The organism is Pseudalkalibacillus berkeleyi (assembly GCF_021608225.1).
Lineage (GTDB): Bacteria > Bacillota > Bacilli > Bacillales > Fictibacillaceae > Pseudalkalibacillus > Pseudalkalibacillus berkeleyi.
In genome coordinates this window covers 1284639-1302020 of record NZ_JAKIJS010000001.1, presented here as the reverse complement: position 1 = coordinate 1302020, position 17382 = coordinate 1284639, and the positions used below count along the sequence as shown (strand labels likewise).

Genomic DNA, 17382 nt, shown 5'->3' with positions numbered 1-17382 from the left:
AACATGAAGATGCCGCTTGAGTCTCCGAAATTAACAATCGAAAATCACGTGACACACCTTCCTATCCGCGTAGGTTTGTAAGTGCTTACAGAACTGGCAGGTCTCCTGGCTTTTGGTCATTGTAATCTGCGCCTTCCCGTACATAAGTAGTACAGTGGCTATTTGCAAATCACTCCCAATTACAGTGGCGGGACCGCGTTGGACTTTCACCAACTTCCCTATTAAGTCTTTAATGATAAAGACACCAATTCTCGTATGTATGAAATTTTTCCTAGTTATGATTATACACTACACTCCCGGTAATAAAGCAACCTTTTTTGTAATCCAGTTTGAAAGAATGTTAGATTTGTTGTAAAAATTTAACTTTGATAGAATGGAATTAAAACATCATTCAAGGAGGTCGCTATGCTGTTTCATTACCATTACTGGACGCCATTTTTAGAGGAAACAGAAAGGTATTATGAAAGCCAAGGGTTTGAAGTTTATCAAAGGCTAGGAAAATTCGAAGGCAATTTCCAGTCTTTTGATCCACCACTCTCTTGGGATGATTTCAGGGAGAAAGGCATTCTATTTCGAATCATAGAAATGAGAAAAGGTAATGTGAATATTACCTTTGGTTACGGGAAGAAGGTCATGTTCGATCATATAGGATTGATAAAGACGGATAAGGAACACGACCAAATTTGCCGTAAGGTTGATGCGATTGGATGGGATGTTAACATTGGTGAAAGAAGAACATTCATCTCAACGCCTTATGGATTCAGAGTAGAACTGCAAACACATCCAGACGTATTAGAAGCCTCTGACCTTACAATTATAGAAAATATGAAAGTTCAAACAAAAGAGATGGAATTAGATGATACTTTTTACAAGATTTTTTCACTAAACCCAGATGTACTCGAGTCAAAGAAAGGTGCTATACCTTCAATTACCAATGTGAGGATGACGGGTATCAAAGTTCAAAACTCAAAGGATCCAAATGGTGTATGGTTATCGTCTATTTAATATCGTCATACTTGTTTTTGTAATGACTCAATGCCATCAATGGCCAAATGTATCGATAGCTTTCATAATGGATATAAAATCCAGCTGCCATACCTTGCCCTTTTGGATACAACTCTGTCCAATCATTATTTGCACCTTGTGAAGTGAGAAATTGAATTCCACGATTGATTTCTTTAGTCGGTTGATCCGAAACCGCTACAAGCGCATCGACAGCCCAAGCAGTGTGTGTCAAAGTACTCTCGCCAAGGGGTACGTATTTTCTCTGAATATCACTATTACACGATTCACCCCAGCCCCCGTCTTCGTTCTGGATGGACTGTAACCACTGGACTGCACGTTGTACGTTAGGGTCCTCTAACCCCCTACCACACGCATTCATACCTGTTAATGCTGCCCACGTCCCATATATATAACAAATCCCCCACCTTCCATACCACGAGCCATCATCTCTTTGATGTTCAACTAACCATTTTAGTCCTTTCTTCATGGAAGGATGATTCTTGTTTAAATGTGTATAATTGCCCAAAAATTCAAGGGTTCTTCCGGTTAAATCAGCTGTAGAAGGATCCAACAATAAGTATTCGGCACCTTGGACGGGAGTAAGTGCTAACCACTTTTTATTGACGCCTCTTTCAAATGCTGGCCATCCTCCATCCTTGTTTTGCATGGATAGGACCCACTTAAGCCCCCGCTTCCAAGCACTTTGGTAAAGTGGGTTATCTGCTGTTAATGAACGGATTGCGCGAAGACTAGCTGTCGTATCATCTACATCAGGATTGATTGTATTAATGTTTGAGAATCCCCATCCACCAGGCATATTTGTGGGGTTTTTCAATACCCAATCACCAAACAAGGAATGTTGCTTGGACAGTAGGTACTGATTAGCATGAGCAATGGATGGATTCGAATAAGGAATACCTGCCAATTGCATCGTGTCACTAATGAGTGACGTATTCCACACATTTGCAGTTGTGTACTGCATATGTGTTGTCCCTTCAACCATTTGAGACATACTAAATATCCCTTTGATCGCCTTATTGATTAATGGATGGTTCACCGGATATTCTAGTGCAAGGAATGCCACAATCATGAAAAAAGTTGCACTGTAGTAGCTTAAAAGCGTTCCATCTGGTTCAATTCTTTTCAATATATATTGTTCAGCTGCTCGTAAGCTTCTGCTCTTGAGCTTTTTCGGTGTATCTTTCATTTTCTCTAATTGGGTTTGGAAAATTGATATTACATTTCTCCACTCTGCTTTCATACAGTCTTCCCGCGGACTTGGATCTTCTACAAACAAATGCGTCAAATCAGGTGTCATGCTCATTTTCTTTTGATATTTCATATGTTGAAGGATGAGAATGGGAGCTATATTCGCACGACCGAATACTGAAAAATCATAAAACGATAACGGGGCTTTCTGAGAAAAGAGCATAATTTCTATAGGGATTTGTATAATGCCAGACCAATCATATTGACCAGTGATGGCTAATAGTATTTTCGTGAAGGTTTCTGCTTTATCAATGCCACCTTCTTCAATGATAAACGCACGTGCATTCTTAAGACAGTCGTCATTTTGTGAGATATACCCTGAAAACAATAAAGCATTGTAGGCTACAATTGTAGATGATAAATCTCCTTTTGGTTGGTCTCTAAATAATTTCCAGACACCTTCATTTGTTTGTTTGTGTAAAATACGGTTCTTTAATGATTGAATGAATTGCTCGTCATTTATGTTAAGCATTCTTAATAATATGATGGTATACGCATCAGTAATGATACCTGTCTCAAATGCGTACTTCCACGATCCGTCATATGTTTGACTCCTCATTAGCACAGAAACAATCCTCTGTATTTCTCGATCAACAGATTCCATAAACGAATCAACCTCCCCTCAACATACATATTCAAAAGTCCTACATTGAAGACGTGGAAAGGAGTGGTTATGTATGTCTAGGGATAAAGTGACCTTAAATAAGGAGCATGTAGAAATCATTAAGAGAATAAAGGAACAGACCGAACACTTTAACACCAATAATGTCACGCGAACAATGGCTTATTTGCATTTTTATAACAATAATAGAGAAATTCACTGGGCGTTTCTAGCTCATATGGTTTCAAGAAATGCTGGTTGGAACATGACAGATTTAAAAGGGGAATTCCTGCCTAGGTTATTGTCAGAAAAGGAGCGTAAAGACCTGTTTATGTGGCTTGAGCGAGGTAATTGGTTGATTTTTCAAGACGCCTACCCACAATTGTTACTTTATGAATTGAGCAAGCATCGAGAACAGCCAATGTTCTTCTTGTTACCGCATATACATATATCACAATTTATGGAGAATATTTGGATGCAATTTTGGGATGCAGGTGATTCAGCACGACTAACAATGGGGTTAATTATTAATGAACAAATGTATATTGAATCAAGAATCATCCAAAATGATTACTATCAGAACAAGGTTATGAACAAACCGGCATTTACTTTGCAGGAATGGTTTAACTTGAACGTTATTCTATTCCCATCTATTTTCTCTTCCAATGGTCATTGTGATTTATATGGTCAAGTTGTACACAACTTCGAACGAATCCAAGAGCGAATTAAGATTGGGAAGAAGTTATATTCTATATTGTTTCATCAACCTAAACATTTAAACAACGTTTATTACTGGGCATTGGAACAAAGGCATACAGGATCTCGGAAGGATTATTGGCCTCACATATTCAATGACGTGTCTGAATCGTTTCCAGGAAGAATCTATAATCCTCACATACAAGATTGCAATTTGAAGGAAGGTGTATCTAAGCTATTTAGTCCCCAATTAAAATATGCATGGCCAGACATCATTCATGATGCACCAGGCTATGAAGATTGGTTTAAAGACATGGATATAAATGATGAACTGCAACCAATCTCTAAAGAAGTGAACGGAAGTATTGAACATCATTATTGTAAATCTCTTGAAAAACTAAGTTTGGCAGTATTGACTAATAAAGCCTTTTTCCAACGTAGGTAATGAATATTTTACAGAGCTGAAGTGTCTTTCCGGATGAGTGATATGAACCATAAAAACAATGGGAGAACAAATCCATATAGTAAGACATAAATTTGCATTGTTTCAGTAAATTCAATTAAGAACGCAACGTTTGGAAATATATTAATAGATAGAACATACATGAGTAGGCCTAAAGGTAACGTGAGAATTTTGTAATCATCTATTCCGAACGTTTGGGCCAGTCCTAGAGACGCGACATATGTCAAAATCGTAAGCTTCATAAACACAGTTGTAAACCAAATAAAAGCCATCATTGCTTCCACCCTTTGGAAGATCCCGCCTATATTAATTTGTTTGGCTAGGTCATAACTAGAGTAAATGCTTTCAGAGGTCTCTTCAACGCCAACCACAAGTATGGAGAGCATTGATATGATAATCAAACTAACTCCACCAAATGTTATTCCGATGAATAATCCACGTCCGGTCTTATTAGGGATATTTACATAGGGGATGATCATCAAGAAGATCACGAGTTCTAAAAAAGGGAACGTCAGAAAAGAGAAACCAGCCAACAGTACAGGCTTGACCCCTTGCTCTAATACCGGTTGAGCAAATCGCAAATCAATTTGAGGTGCAATTGTAAAAACTAAAACGATGTATAGTAAAATGACCCAAGGAAGGAACAGTTCTGCAGCTCGAGCAAAAGCTTCAAGGCCTAAGCGGACAGAAAAAATGACCACGATAAGAAATGAAATATGTATAGCTTGTATCGGTGTCTCAACCATCATGACTGTCACCATAAAGTCACCAATATCTCTCAATACAAATACACAAAGTAATAATACAAATGTGAAAAAGTAAAGGATAGAACATGATTTCCCTACCCACTTACCTAATGTAATTTCAAGAATTTGAGCGAAATTCTTACTTGGATATTTTTTTGCAAGACCGAAGTATAAAGGAATAACCAAAGCTCCAAAACATAATCCGACTAGTCCACCAATCCAGACATCCTGCTTTGCGTTTGAAGTAAGGATAGATGGAATGACCAGAATGGTTGTTCCGATTGTATAAAAGAGAACTAGTATCGTAAACTGACGAACGCTTATTTTCCCCTTCTCAATCATATCCTTACTCCTTCCTTATTTGAATAATGGGTAAAACGATTCCGTGATTGGATATAGAATCGTTTTAATCCAATGTAGTGGTGTTGGGATGGTGAACCCAACACTTTGGTATAACAGAAGACTAGCCCCAATACTTAACACTGAAATAAACACAATGAGTCCTTTCCTATCTTTCTTCTTCCATAGTGGAATTCCATCCATTCCTACAATTAGAAATAACACGAGCGAAATCCCTAGTATTGTCCACATGCAAGATTACTCCTTTAAATTATTAATGTATGAATTGCTTCTCCTACCCGTTTGTCGAATTTGAACATCGACCTCTATACGTACAGGTAAGTCTGTGAACGTTTGATCCCAATCTGACTTTACAGTGGCCCAATACTTTGGTTCCTTTCGATGGAACTCTTCGCCGAAGCCGAATATGTCTAACTGAAATGTGTCCTGTGCAACTTTAAGAGAATTCTGCATTTGTTTTTTTATATCTTTCTCGGTTTGTTTTTCTAATTTTTTTATCGTGTCGGATTTTTGTAAATCAATCGGACATTCTACTTCTCCCACGTTTCCTGTTGCTTTTAACTTTATATCAATCGCAGGTTGATTTTTGTTAAGATCACTCTTGATTTTAGATTTTGTTCTTAATATTTCTATTGAAATGCTACTGTCATCTTTACATGGAATGTTTACAATTGTACTTTTCACATTACCGGTAATGTAATTATAACCTTTGCTTTCGGATTCATTTAACCAGCCTTTCAGTTGATCTCCCTTAAATACGGCTAAGTTTTCATACTTCAATCGTGTAGATGGGTCAACAGATTGCAAATCTTCCACCCCCTTCCCACTTTGTTGATCTCCTAGAATGTGAACGCCGCTAAGAACAGGATGTTTGCCTTCACTTGTGAACTCGTTAAGCAAATTCCCAAAAGTAAGTGCAACAGTAGGTGCCCAAACTTTAGAAGATGTTTCAAGTTTAGTAAACAAATTCTGAGCAGTTATTTTCTCTACTGGAACCAATAATTCAAGAATCTCTTGTGCTTCATGTTCCTGTGCAATCACGACATAAAAATCCGGACGGAATTCTTGGTCACGTTCTAAAAGATCTAAGGAAGACGCCATGCCCTCTTTCGCTACATTTTCACCAATGACGAGCATCCTTAAGTGTGGGAAAAAGGTCTTACGTGGAACGGTTTTGGTCATTCTTCGTAATGCTTCAAATACGGAATCCCCCTTTTCTTGATAGGTGACAATGGGCGCCCTTGTCCCACTGCTCTGTTTAGAGGAAATTTCAGAAGGATTGACTAATTGGACAGTTAGTAATATTTGTCCATCATCTGTTTTATCAATCCCTAACCCAACCGCGATTCCTATTTCATTCAATTCCCTGCTATTCCAACACCCACTTAAAAGTAGGCATGATGTGCAGAGTATGATGAGTAAAGTTACAGATTTCAAATGAGATCACCCTTACTTAGATGACTTTGCATTTTGGCGCACGGTATTATTTTGTTGAATGAGTTTCGGTCGTGTAAACAAATAATTTTGTGGCATTCTGATTAATGAATCTTTCTGGTCCTGGTTATTATAAGGCGCGAGTGGTGACATGTAAGGAACGCCAAATGAACGAAGACTACATAAGTGTAGCGATAAAGCAAATAAACCAAGTGCTATTCCATATAAGCCGAAAGTAGCTGCACTCAACATAAACAAAAACCTAAGAATTCGGATGGATATCGCTAAATTGTAAGACGGGATAATAAAGTTAGATATAGCAGTTATAGAAACAACGATTACCATTGCTGGTGAAACGAAGCCAGCTTCTACCGCAGCTTGACCTATTACGAGCGCACCGACTATTGAGATGGTTTGTCCTACTGCTACTGGGAGACGTATTCCTGCTTCTCGCAAAATTTCTAAAGTCACTTCCATCAGTATTGCTTCAAATATGGCTGGAAATGGTATGCCTTCTCTTTGGGCTGCCAGACTGATTAATAAATTCGTTGGTAGCATCTCATGGTGGAAGGTCGTGAGTGCTATATAAAATGCTGGCCCCAATAGTGAGATGAAAAAGCTGAAAACTCTAAGTAATCTAAGCAAGCTAGAAATATCCCATCTTTGGTAGTAATCTTCAGCTGATTGAAAGAACTGGATGAATAATGCCGGAACTAATAGTACAAATGGAGTTCCGTCTATTATAATTGCGATTTTTCCTTCTAGTAGACCCGCAGCGATTACATCTGGTTTTTCTGAATTGAACATAGTCGGGAAAGGCGTAAAAGTCTTGTCTTCAATCAATTCCTCTATATTTCCGCTTTCGAAAATTCCATCAATATCAATTTGATCTAACCGATCATTTACCTCCTGGACAATTTTTTCATTAGCGATTCCTTTAAGGTGTAATACAGCAACATCAGTATTGGTTGAACGACCAATTTTTGTAGATTTAATTTGAAGATTTGGGTCTTTAAGTTTCCTACGTATCATGGCTACATTTACTTCGAGTGTTTCAGTGAACGATTCCTTCGGTCCTCGTACTACTGGTTCAGCCTTAGATTCTTCTACACTTCTGAAATTTTGTTTGTCAGTTTCTAAAATAAACCCGTTGTCTATCCCATCTATTAATAAAACAAGGTCACCAGATAAGATTGATTGTATAACTGAACCCCAATCAGAACTCTTCTCTAAGTCACCAATTGGAAGCTGATCTAAATGTTCTTTAATATTTGTTTGGTTACGTAAAGCAATAGTGGCAATGAAATCATCTATGGACTGTTCTTCTGATAAGCCTTTTAAATAAACCAAACTAGCATGAACCGAATTTGAAGGATCAATTTGGAAAACTTTAATTTGTAAATCAGAACTGTTCCCAAGTATGTGATGAATCTCATCGATATTGTCAGCTAATTTTTCATGAATGAATGGAGCGTGTTCATTATTTCCTGATTGTCTCGATATATTGTTTCTCTTCACTTTTTTACGATAGCTCATTGAAAACGCTCCTGCGGTTTGTTTCTGTTAGCATTCCATGATCATGCCTTGTTATACATTAATTGGAAACGCAAGAATCAGTCTTTAGAAGTAGAGAAAGTTTCATCTTATGAAGGATTTAGATTACAAACCGTTAAAGTAAACTATAAGTAAGAAAATAAAGGAGGTATCTCAATTGAGTGAGCTGAATCATATTCATGTTGGTACACTTGAATCATTGGAAAATGAAGGGGCAAAAATTGTTAAAGGGGATAGCCATGCTATTGCAGTGTTCGCACATGATGGTGAAGTCCATGCGGTCGATAATCGTTGTCCTCACATGGGCTTTCCTTTACATCAGGGCAGTCTTTGTGATGGGATTTTAACTTGTCATTGGCACCATGCTCGCTTTGATGTCAAAAGCGGTGGAACATTAGATCCTTGGGCTGATGATGTACCTACATATCCCGTCCATATTGATAAAGATGAAGTATTTGTATCGCCTATCCCCCATAATAAAACGACGATCCAAAAATTACAGCAAAGGCTACGTGAAGGCTTGGAGCAAAGCTTAAGTTTAGTCATAGGTAAAGCGGTAGTTGGGTTAATTGAAGCAGGAGTCTCTCCTCAACAAATTGTCTCAGTAGGTGTAGAGTTTGGTACGAAGCATCGCCAAAGTGGGTGGCGTTCTGGTTTAACGATTCTCACTGCAATGACGAATGTTTTGCCCAAGTTAGATAGAACCGGACAAATACTCGCACTTTACCAAGGATTAGTTCATGTAGCTAGAGAAAGTTCCGGAATGGGCACACGCTTCTTATTAGGTGCTCTTCCACAATTAGATTCAGGTAAAAATCATTCAAAGGAACAATTACAAAAATGGTACCGTCATTGCTTTGAGGTTCGAGATCAGCAAGGTGCAGAGCGTATCCTTTTGACTGCTATAGAACAAGGATGGTCGAATGAGGAACTTGCAAATATGATGTTAGCAGCTGTCACGGATCATTTTTATGTAAATGCTGGACACTCATTGGACTTCCACAATAAAGCCTTTGAAATTTTGGATCATGTTGGTGACCATGTCCGTCCATATGTATTAACATCACTTTTACCGGGAATTGCTGATGTTACTCGTAGTGAAGAATCTCATAGTTGGCAGTCCCCAGTCAATCTAGTAGAACCGTTAAACAATGTATTTGAAAATTTATCGGATGTTATTAAAGGTTCTAAAGTTGGAACGAATGTAGATGAGCATGCGCTTGTAAATCAAATATTAAATGGAGTTCCTGAAGAAACCGTAAGTGTTATGTATCAAGCTTTACGAGAAGGTGTATCCCCTGCTCGACTTGCCCAACTTGTGACACTTGCAGCTGCAGAAAGAATCTCTCAATTCCATATGCAGAATGATTTCAGTGATTGGATCACGGTGCTTCATACATTTACACATGCGCATGCAGTTCACCAATCATTACTCCGATCTACGACAGTGGAACTGACTAGAGCCGTTTTTCACAGTGCCATGACTGTTTACCTTGATAGATTCTTAAATATGCCAAAAGCACGAAAACCAAAGCCTTGTATAAAGGATGAGAATTTGTCTCCCTCCTATTTACTAGAATTGTTAGATCAACAGCATCGAGTAAGTGATGCGGCAGATTGGGTTGTATCCTACTTAGCGAATGATGGTGACAAATCTAGCTTATTTAATACTTTAGGGTTTGCTTTGTTACGAGAGGACGCAGAATTTCATTCTTTCCAAATGTATGAAGCAGCTATGATCGAACATGATTATTGGATACAGGAGGATTCGGAAATTGCCAAACGAGCGCAAGAGTCAATCATTGTAGCGGTTACACGTTATCTTGCAGGACACGCACCAACAGCAAGGGAAATGCCACATTTAGCAACGATTGCGATGAGATTGTATAAAGGAGAAAAGTTATTCGAAGAGGAATGATGATAACAGAAAAAAAGAAGGATCTGCTTTGTCGTGCAGATCCTTCTTTCCTATTTTACGGACAAATTGCACAAATGCCTAATTTACAAGATTCTTTGTATAAACTGTTCACTTTATATTCCTGGTACATATATTGCTAAGGTAATTCATATTTGGGAGGTAATTGAAATGAGTGATGGTGGAGGATATAAATATGGCGGTGGATTTGCTTTAATTGTTGTACTCTTTATCTTGTTGATTATCATTGGAGCAACAGCAATGAGTGGATATTGCTGTGACGACGGTTATGGCCACGGGGGATATGGATACTAGTCTGTCATACTGAATATTTAAGGAGATTTTCACGTCAAAGATTGGCGAGGGAATCTCCCTATATGTATTTGAATATTATAGTTAATCCTCCTTTCTGACGATCGTTGAAAAGACCACAACTAAAATACAGTTGTGACCTTCGTTAACGATTATCTAAGAGTTAATGGGTTTACCACTTTACGAAGCTGACACCTACGATAACAAGTAGAATATACAATACTAGTATTAGAATGAACCCTGATCCATTATTTGAATATGACAAGTAAAAAACTCCTTTCTCAAAAAGATTAAGAAGGAATACTTCTCACTATCATTTTATGTACCATTAAGAAATGTGTTTGGACAAGTATTCATGTGATGTGCACATTTTTCATTTAGATTGGATTCTTTGATTTCATTTGGGTATACGAACAAACTTACATACGAGGTAAAGCATAATCTAGTAACAACAAAGCTTGTACACATGCTTGAGTAGGGAGGTTAATGTTCGTGGGCGGAAGAACAAAAAGAGGTTTTTGCATTTTTCCAGGCTATAAGTGGTGTGGTCCCGGGTGTAGTGGTCCTGGTTTTCCAATAAATGATGTTGATGCAGCATGTAAAGCACATGATGAGTGTTATGACTTTCATGGACCGTGTTTAGAGTGTGACTTAGCATTTATGGAACGCTTACGTGAAGAAATGCAGTATGACTCTGAAGAAGCACGACATGCAAGGTTATTATATAACTTTATGAAGATCAAAACGTTTTTCTTAAGGTAATAAGAATGAGAGGAACTCAGGGTAAAGAGTCCTCTCATTACATATGTCTTATCCATCGTATACTTCGCAATTAGGATAGGTTAAGCTAAAGCCATACCATCTCGTAAATAGCTGCATCGGTTTTTCTACCTGGTTGTCGGTGAAGGTCGCTTGAGGGACTCCAGCATCGGGATTCAACTGAACCGTAACGGTTCTACCGTGTATTGAATCGTAAATCGTCCCACCCTTACTTTTTACCGTATCGACAGGATAAAATCGTTGATGTTCACCTAAAATAACGCCTAGTCCACTTGACATTTTAGGTAGGCGATCATCCAGAACACCCATCGTTTGCTCGAAACCAGGAGGTAAGAAACTCTTTTTCTTACCTCGAGTCATAACGAATGAAAGAAGCTTCATCTTGATGGAAGGATTAAATAGTGCGATCTTCAGATCTTTGTATTTGTTCATTGCAGCTTTAACAGTTGTATGTTCAATCGGAAACGTTTGTAACCGTTCCCCTTCTAATTCTCCGTAGACACACTCACCTGTAACATGATTCCAATAGGAATTGGTTTCATCGTCACTTATTAATACCATTCCGTCGTATAGTCCTCTTGGACCAAAATGATGTACTTTCCCATTCACAATAGGAACCATCCCAGTTCCACTATGGCAAACGACTCAGAAATTGACAATGTATGGTTCATTTGAAAGTTCCCCTTGAGCAACGTGGTGGTAAGCCATTTGCTTCATTGAGAACGCAAGTCTTTTCCCTAATCGTTCAATTACTAATATTTCGTCATCCGATTTCAAACTACTCTTTTCAATGTCTTTTACATGTTTATGGTCTTTGACATTGAATCGGGTGAACAAATCCTTCTTCTTCAATGTCGCCCTACTTCGATCAAATTGTTGCTCTTCCAAGATATTCTCCTCCAGATTGCTACTCTGACGTTTAGTTTGTACCTGGTATTTCACAACCATCGGGTCCACATTCAAGGTCACCACGCGCTTTGGCTTCATCTTCCTTTTCCTGCTTCAGAAGCGCTTGTTGCCAATCTGTATCGATGGTCCCGTTAAACTTTTCAGGATAACGTATATACCATCTTTGTTTTCGAATCAGGAAATTGTCTGGATCAAGTTTGATCGCCTCATCTAATTCTTTCAATGCTTCGTCTTTGTTTGCATTATTCAAATATTGCATCCCAAGCTTGAATTTGGTTTCGGCTAATTGTACTTGTACTTTCTCCACTTCTGTGGATGGTGAATAATAAGGATCATCAAGCTCGATACGATCCGCCTCACTATTGATCAATTGTTGTACCGCTGAGGTATGTGTTTCATCAGTAACCTTAAACCCTTGCTTAATTAACCTTATTGTTCCGTCTTTATCGACAAATATGCCGTTAGGTACAATTTTGAAATTAAATAGACTACTTAACTTATTTTCGCTGTCTACAACGGTTTTGAAAGAGGTTTCTCCTACATAAGGTTTTACTACTTCGGGTCCTTGAAGGTCTACCGCTACAGAAAGAATTTCAAAATCTTCATTTGCGACGTTTTCATAAAATTCCTGCCATCCAGGCAGTTGCTCACGACATCTTCACCAGGAAGCCCACATGAAAATTAAGGCTTTCTTTCCTTTTAACTGGTTAGTCGAATAAGGATTTCCATTTAGATCTTGCAGTTGAACTTCAGGTAATTTTTCTAGCAACATCTTTTTATCACTCCTTTCCAAAATTATAAGGGGTTTGGCGTTTGAATAAAAACATATTGCCTATTTTCCTATTTCCTACTCGAATGCCTGTCCCTTTAATGGTGCTTGTACATATATTAGAAAGGAAAGGAGGTTATTAATGTGAGTGAAGCAATTGGTGGCGTAGGCGGAAAATATTTTGCCTTGATCCTAGTATTGTTTATTTTGTTAATTATCGTAGGAGCGGCTGGTTACGGTGGCAACAATCGTCGTAGAAGAGGTTGTGGCGGCGGTTTCTGGTATTAGAAAATTGTCTTGTAATGAGGTTGACGTATGTCAATCTCATTTTTTTATTAGGAAATTACAACAATTTTGATGATCATTTAATCAGGTCGTACATATATTGGAATAAGACACTTTTATGTCATTAAGTAATAAAGGGAGTGATGCCTATGAGAAATGCCCCAAATTACGGTGAGTTTTATCAAAGAGCTTTGATAATGATAGGCGATGCAGATCGTGCATCTGTTAAAGAACAATCGGATTGTGATACGTGTACCCACTGGTTGATTGCGCTTGAGGGTAACGAGATGGATAAAAACACTGGTGCATACCAATGGAATGTTATCATTTATCCTTCAAAGGATTGTGGTGGATTCGATTATAAACTACCCTACTATGTATCTGATAGCTTTACCTCCATTCATAAGGCGATTGATTATACGAGCGAGTTAGAGAAAAAAGCAAAAGAAGATCAGTTGTTTACAGTTGTTAAATAAAAGAGAGATAGAAGTATAGATATCTTCTCCTCTTTTTGTGCATATTTGTGAAATAATGTACAAAGATACATATCATTCATGTATTGAATGAAAAAACAAGGGGTTGTCATAAAGTCAGTTTTCACTGACTTTATCACAGCCCCTTGATTATGCCTAATGTGATTCGTATCTCTTCTTGCCGATTAACCTAATCTAAACAGGATGCCGTGCCCGCCTTTTGGATAAACCCAATCAATGTTTTCGTGTGGGCATCCAATCCGACAGCTGCCACATTCATGACAACCCTCATATCCAATGTGCATCCGGATATCTTCCCACTTGTAAATTTCTGCAGGACAGAATAACGTACAAATTTTATCTGGACAATCTGTCAAACAAATTTCAGGATTCTTTACATGTAAATGAGATTTCGTATCTGCATTAAAACGAACTAAGTATTGTTTTTCTTCTATTGATTGCGGCTTCTTCCCCTCATTCATTATTTCATCACCTTCCATGCTCGATACATGTCTCGAGCAATTTTGATTTTTTCCCGTGGCGTTCCGATGTCTTTCCAGATCTTTTTTTGCTTTTCCCATTTTGATTTTCCGTCTACCGTAAACATTTGACTAGCAGCTTGGTTCATCATTGGAATATAATCACCGAAATATTGTGGAAATTTATCAAAGTGATGTGTAGAATCTTTATACTTCTTCATATCCTGGCCAACAAAACTATCCATTAGTTTGATCCGGTACTGGTCTAGTGTAGATTCAGTAAAATCTTCCATCTCCATCGCATTTAATACAGCTTCAGCTGCAAACCTACCTGAGGTCATCGCTAAATTCGAACCTTCTCGATGAATCGCATTGACAAGTTGCGCGGCATCTCCTACAACGATGACCCCGTTGCCAACTACTTTACCCATCGATTTGTATCCACCTTCAGGAATAAGGTGGGCAAGATATTCCTGTTGTTCTCCGCCTTGCAAGTAAGGACGAATCATTGGATGGTTCTTCACATAGTCGAGCAATTCATGTGGGCGTATTTTGTGCTTGATTAAACCTGATAGCAGAGTACCTACACCTATGCTCAGTGAACCCTTGTTTGTATATAAGAACCCTGTCCCAAGAATACCTTTGGTTGCATCGCCGAACAATTCGATCGTACAGCCTTGATCAGGTTCTAAATTGAAACGATCTTCAATGATTTTTTTATCAAGTTTAATGATTTCCATTGTTGCTAGTGCAACTTCATCAGGTCGATACTCTTTATGGAAACCAAGTGATTTTGCAAGAAGTGAGTTGACACCATCTGCTAATACCACAACATCAGCGTATACATCACCGTCTGGTCTGTCCGTTCGGACCCCTACGACCTTTCCGTTTTCAACGATACATTCGGTAACTACTGTTTCATTCACAAGCACTGCACCTTGCTCTACAGCTTTCGAAGCAAACCATTGATCGAATTTTGCTCGTAGGACGGTAAAGTTGTTGAAAGGCTCTTTTCCCCATTCCATCCCTTTATAGCCAAATGTAACTGCTGATTCTTTATCCATCATCATAAAACGCTGTTCAACAATGGGACGCTCTAGTGGTGCTTCTTTATAAAAGTCAGGAATGACATCCTCCATCATTTGTCGGTACAGTACGCCTCCCATGACGTTTTTAGACCCGGGATATTCCCCACGCTCTAAGAGAAGTACTTTCGCACCTCCTTTACCGAGTTCATACGCACAAGATATTCCAGCTGGACCAGCACCTACAATGATACAATCAAACCTCTCGGACATGATCGACCTCCTCTTCAGCAAATGCTTTACTGAACTCTTGTATAAGTAAAGGAACGATTTCAAATGCATCTCCAACAATCCCATAATGACTGGCTTCAAAAATTGCAGCATCAGGGTCTTTATTGATAGCGATGATCAAGCCAGAATTTTTCATTCCAACTAAATGTTGAATCGCACCAGATATTCCGATTGCGAAGTATATTTTAGGTGTAACTGTTACACCTGTTTGGCCGACTTGATGGGGGTGTTCTACCCAGCCAGCCTCTACAACATCTCGGCTAGCTCCAACTGCACCACCAAGTGCTTGAGCTAGTTGATGGATGAGCTGAAACCCATCTGCATTACCTAAACCTTTTCCACCCGCCACTACAATATCAGCTTCATCAATCCTTACTTTTTTTGTAGTTGATTTGACGATTTCTAATACCTTAGTCCTAATATCTTCTTCTTTTACGTCAATCGTTTCCTCAACTAACTTTCCTGTACGGCCTGGTTCAGGTGATAATGCTTTCATAACTTTAGGCCTAACCGTTGCCATTTGAGGTCTATATTTTTTACATAATATAGTCGCCATAATGTTCCCACCAAAGGCTGGTCGACTAGCAAGTAGAAGGCCTGTATCTTCTTCAACATCTAACTCGGTCGTATCTGCAGTTAGACCTGTCGGAAGATCTGTGGCAACAGCACTAGCTAAATCTTTTCCTGTAGATGTCGCACCATATAAAATAATTTCAGGCTTATACTTTTCACTACAATGAAGAAGTGCTTTCATAAATGACTCGGTTCGATAATGTGTGAAGATCTCTTGATCGTAAACATAGACAACATCGGCACCATACTCGAATACCGTTTCAGATAATAAAGTAACACCATTTCCGATTATGACACCACAAAGGTCTACACCTCGTTTATCTGCAAGACGTCTACCTGCACCAAGCAATTCTAAAGAAACTTGTGCGATATTGCCTTCATTCTCTTCAATGAAAACCCAAACGCCACTATATTCTTCAAAATTCACTCGGATCCCCCCTTAGTATGAAAGAGTTCTTTCTTTTCTAGAACGACCGAAAGTAATTGCTCGACTTGTTCTTTCGGATTTCCTTCGAACATTGTTCCGCCTTCTGGTTTTGGGGGAGCCCATACTTTTGCAACAATTGTAGGTGAGCCTTTTAAACCTAATTGTTTAATGTCAATGTCCTCTAAATCATCAACGGACCAAATGACTGGCTGATATCGTGCAGCATTGAGCATATTCGGGAATGAAGAATAAGGCACTTCATTGATTTCCTTTTCAACAGACATCAGACAAGGCAAGCTAGATTGAATGACTTCATGTCCATCTTCAATTTTACGATGTACCACGACATATCCTTGATCCTTATTTACTTCTTCGACTTTCTTAACGGATGTCAGTGGCGGGATATCTAAGCGACGAGCGATTCCCGGACCTACTTGACCAGTATCACCATCTATTGTCATCTTTCCACATATGATGAGGTCCACGGGCTGTATTTTCGCGATTTTATCAATCGCCTTCGTCAGTGCATAACTAGTGGCTAAGGTATCTGCACCTGCGAATTTTCGATCTGAAATCATATAGCCTTCATCAGCGCCAATTTCAATGCACTTTTTGATGGCCTTTACGGCTGGTGGCGGGCCCATCGTCAATACAGAAACAGTCCCTCCATAACGGTTCTTAATTCTTACTGCTTCTTCAACGGCATGTGCATCATAAGGGTTCAAAATCGCTGGCGCACTTGCCCGATCCATTGTATTTGTTTTGGGATTCATCTTGATGATTTTCGTATCAGGCACTTGCTTAATGCAAGCGACGATATGTAGCATTGGACACCTCTCCTTTTCTACGAAAATCGTGCAAGTTTAAATTTGTCTAATTACTTTTAACTATATTAAGGGATGTAAAGTCTGATGCTGACTTTCAGATAGGGATAAAAAGTAGAAGGCTAGAAAGTGGTTGATTCACTAGTGTTTTGTGTAGAGCTGGTTTTTTATTAAACATTATAATTCTATTTT

General features: G+C 38.7%; 20 protein-coding genes, 1 pseudogene and 1 riboswitch. Of the genes and pseudogenes, 7 read left to right on the top strand and 14 right to left on the bottom strand.

Annotated features, from left to right (window positions below; all coding sequences use genetic code 11):
* Positions 1 to 78 precede the first annotated feature (78 nt).
* A riboswitch (cobalamin riboswitch) is annotated at positions 79 to 264 on the bottom strand.
* 141 nt (positions 265 to 405) lie between these two features.
* Positions 406 to 1005, top strand: a complete 600-nt coding sequence (locus L2716_RS06970; RefSeq protein WP_236333088.1) for a hypothetical protein — start codon at positions 406 to 408, stop codon at positions 1003 to 1005.
* Here the strand turns inward: L2716_RS06970 and shc are convergent.
* Entirely contained in the window at positions 998 to 2878 is a 1881-nt protein-coding gene (gene shc / locus L2716_RS06965; RefSeq protein ID WP_236333086.1) for a squalene--hopene cyclase, read from the bottom strand. The two genes, L2716_RS06970 and shc, sit on opposite strands and share 8 nt — an antisense overlap.
* A gap of 73 nt (positions 2879 to 2951) precedes the next feature.
* Here shc and L2716_RS06960 point away from each other — a divergent pair, with 73 nt between their 5' ends.
* Positions 2952 to 4016: a DUF2515 family protein gene (locus L2716_RS06960; RefSeq protein ID WP_236333084.1), complete on the top strand. Its 1065-nt coding sequence runs from the start codon at positions 2952 to 2954 to the stop codon at positions 4014 to 4016.
* Positions 4017 to 4024: 8 nt separating this feature from the next.
* On the opposite strand, the gene L2716_RS06955 is transcribed toward L2716_RS06960, so the two are convergent.
* The 4 genes from L2716_RS06955 to L2716_RS06940 are packed head-to-tail and all read right to left on the bottom strand — an operon-like array spanning position 4025 to position 8110.
* A complete protein-coding gene (locus L2716_RS06955; protein ID WP_236333082.1) occupies positions 4025 to 5122 on the bottom strand; it encodes a GerAB/ArcD/ProY family transporter in 1098 nt (365 codons plus the stop codon).
* Positions 5123 to 5137: 15 nt separating this feature from the next.
* A complete protein-coding gene (locus L2716_RS06950; RefSeq protein WP_236333080.1) occupies positions 5138 to 5371 on the bottom strand; it encodes a hypothetical protein in 234 nt (77 codons plus the stop codon).
* A 6-nt stretch (positions 5372 to 5377) separates the two neighbouring features.
* Positions 5378 to 6577 (bottom strand): Ger(x)C family spore germination protein, encoded by a 1200-nt coding sequence (locus L2716_RS06945; protein ID WP_236333077.1) that lies wholly within the window; start codon positions 6575 to 6577, stop codon positions 5378 to 5380.
* A gap of 12 nt (positions 6578 to 6589) precedes the next feature.
* Positions 6590 to 8110, bottom strand: coding sequence for a spore germination protein (locus L2716_RS06940; protein WP_236333076.1), 1521 nt, complete (start codon positions 8108 to 8110; stop codon positions 6590 to 6592).
* A gap of 175 nt (positions 8111 to 8285) precedes the next feature.
* Here L2716_RS06940 and L2716_RS06935 point away from each other — a divergent pair, with 175 nt between their 5' ends.
* Positions 8286 to 10046 carry a Rieske (2Fe-2S) protein gene (locus L2716_RS06935; RefSeq protein WP_236333074.1) on the top strand — a complete coding sequence of 587 codons (1761 nt, stop codon included), beginning with the start codon at positions 8286 to 8288 and terminating at the stop codon, positions 10044 to 10046.
* Between the two features lie 168 nt (positions 10047 to 10214).
* A complete protein-coding gene (locus L2716_RS06930; RefSeq protein WP_236333071.1) occupies positions 10215 to 10358 on the top strand; it encodes a YjcZ family sporulation protein in 144 nt (47 codons plus the stop codon).
* A 169-nt stretch (positions 10359 to 10527) separates the two neighbouring features.
* On the opposite strand, the gene L2716_RS06925 is transcribed toward L2716_RS06930, so the two are convergent.
* Complete coding sequence (locus L2716_RS06925) at positions 10528 to 10620, bottom strand: YjcZ family sporulation protein (protein WP_236333069.1); 93 nt, start codon at positions 10618 to 10620, stop codon at positions 10528 to 10530.
* A 227-nt stretch (positions 10621 to 10847) separates the two neighbouring features.
* Between L2716_RS06925 and L2716_RS06920 the strand changes: the two genes are divergently transcribed.
* Positions 10848 to 11117 carry a phospholipase gene (locus L2716_RS06920; protein ID WP_236333067.1) on the top strand — a complete coding sequence of 90 codons (270 nt, stop codon included), beginning with the start codon at positions 10848 to 10850 and terminating at the stop codon, positions 11115 to 11117.
* A gap of 48 nt (positions 11118 to 11165) precedes the next feature.
* Here L2716_RS06920 and L2716_RS06915 read toward each other — a convergent pair.
* The 4 genes and pseudogenes from L2716_RS06915 to L2716_RS18435 all read right to left on the bottom strand — a co-directional run.
* Positions 11166 to 11762: pseudogene (locus L2716_RS06915) on the bottom strand (DUF3179 domain-containing (seleno)protein); the annotation flags it as partial.
* 18 nt (positions 11763 to 11780) lie between these two features.
* Positions 11781 to 12023, bottom strand: a complete 243-nt coding sequence (locus L2716_RS06910) for a DUF3179 domain-containing (seleno)protein (RefSeq protein ID WP_236333063.1) — start codon at positions 12021 to 12023, stop codon at positions 11781 to 11783.
* A 31-nt stretch (positions 12024 to 12054) separates the two neighbouring features.
* Entirely contained in the window at positions 12055 to 12414 is a 360-nt protein-coding gene (locus L2716_RS06905) for a tetratricopeptide repeat protein (protein WP_236333061.1), read from the bottom strand.
* A gap of 288 nt (positions 12415 to 12702) precedes the next feature.
* On the bottom strand, positions 12703 to 12816 hold the full coding sequence (locus L2716_RS18435) for a TlpA family protein disulfide reductase (RefSeq protein ID WP_408005292.1): 114 nt from the start codon (positions 12814 to 12816) through the stop codon (positions 12703 to 12705).
* Positions 12817 to 12957: 141 nt separating this feature from the next.
* On the opposite strand from L2716_RS18435, the gene L2716_RS06900 reads away from it, so the two are divergent.
* Positions 12958 to 13101, top strand: coding sequence for a YjcZ family sporulation protein (locus L2716_RS06900; RefSeq protein WP_236333059.1), 144 nt, complete (start codon positions 12958 to 12960; stop codon positions 13099 to 13101).
* Between the two features lie 146 nt (positions 13102 to 13247).
* Entirely contained in the window at positions 13248 to 13574 is a 327-nt protein-coding gene (locus L2716_RS06895; protein WP_236333057.1) for a hypothetical protein, read from the top strand.
* A 182-nt stretch (positions 13575 to 13756) separates the two neighbouring features.
* Here the strand turns inward: L2716_RS06895 and L2716_RS06890 are convergent, their stop codons facing one another.
* The 4 genes from L2716_RS06890 to L2716_RS06875 are packed head-to-tail and all read right to left on the bottom strand — an operon-like array spanning position 13757 to position 17193.
* Positions 13757 to 14053 carry a ferredoxin family protein gene (locus L2716_RS06890; protein ID WP_236333055.1) on the bottom strand — a complete coding sequence of 99 codons (297 nt, stop codon included), beginning with the start codon at positions 14051 to 14053 and terminating at the stop codon, positions 13757 to 13759.
* Positions 14053 to 15348, bottom strand: a complete 1296-nt coding sequence (locus L2716_RS06885; RefSeq protein WP_236333053.1) for an FAD-dependent oxidoreductase — start codon at positions 15346 to 15348, stop codon at positions 14053 to 14055. The genes L2716_RS06890 and L2716_RS06885 overlap by 1 nt, the downstream gene beginning before the upstream one ends.
* Positions 15332 to 16366 (bottom strand): electron transfer flavoprotein subunit alpha/FixB family protein, encoded by a 1035-nt coding sequence (locus L2716_RS06880; protein WP_236333051.1) that lies wholly within the window; start codon positions 16364 to 16366, stop codon positions 15332 to 15334. Before L2716_RS06880 ends, L2716_RS06885 begins: the two co-directional genes overlap by 17 nt.
* Positions 16363 to 17193, bottom strand: a complete 831-nt coding sequence (locus tag L2716_RS06875; RefSeq protein WP_236333049.1) for an electron transfer flavoprotein subunit beta/FixA family protein — start codon at positions 17191 to 17193, stop codon at positions 16363 to 16365. Before L2716_RS06875 ends, L2716_RS06880 begins: the two co-directional genes overlap by 4 nt.
* Positions 17194 to 17382 lie beyond the last annotated feature (189 nt).

Coding starts and splice junctions, on each gene's coding strand:
- L2716_RS06970 (WP_236333088.1), top strand. CDS start 406: ATGCTGTTTCATTACCATTACTGGACGCCATTTTTAGAGGAAACAGAA.
- shc (WP_236333086.1), bottom strand. CDS start 2,878: ATGGAATCTGTTGATCGAGAAATACAGAGGATTGTTTCTGTGCTAATG.
- L2716_RS06960 (WP_236333084.1), top strand. CDS start 2,952: ATGTCTAGGGATAAAGTGACCTTAAATAAGGAGCATGTAGAAATCATT.
- L2716_RS06955 (WP_236333082.1), bottom strand. CDS start 5,122: ATGATTGAGAAGGGGAAAATAAGCGTTCGTCAGTTTACGATACTAGTT.
- L2716_RS06950 (WP_236333080.1), bottom strand. CDS start 5,371: ATGTGGACAATACTAGGGATTTCGCTCGTGTTATTTCTAATTGTAGGA.
- L2716_RS06940 (WP_236333076.1), bottom strand. CDS start 8,110: ATGAGCTATCGTAAAAAAGTGAAGAGAAACAATATATCGAGACAATCA.
- L2716_RS06930 (WP_236333071.1), top strand. CDS start 10,215: ATGAGTGATGGTGGAGGATATAAATATGGCGGTGGATTTGCTTTAATT.
- L2716_RS18435 (WP_408005292.1), bottom strand. CDS start 12,816: ATGTTGCTAGAAAAATTACCTGAAGTTCAACTGCAAGATCTAAATGGA.
- L2716_RS06895 (WP_236333057.1), top strand. CDS start 13,248: ATGAGAAATGCCCCAAATTACGGTGAGTTTTATCAAAGAGCTTTGATA.
- L2716_RS06890 (WP_236333055.1), bottom strand. CDS start 14,053: ATGAATGAGGGGAAGAAGCCGCAATCAATAGAAGAAAAACAATACTTA.
- L2716_RS06885 (WP_236333053.1), bottom strand. CDS start 15,348: ATGTCCGAGAGGTTTGATTGTATCATTGTAGGTGCTGGTCCAGCTGGA.
- L2716_RS06875 (WP_236333049.1), bottom strand. CDS start 17,193: ATGCTACATATCGTCGCTTGCATTAAGCAAGTGCCTGATACGAAAATC.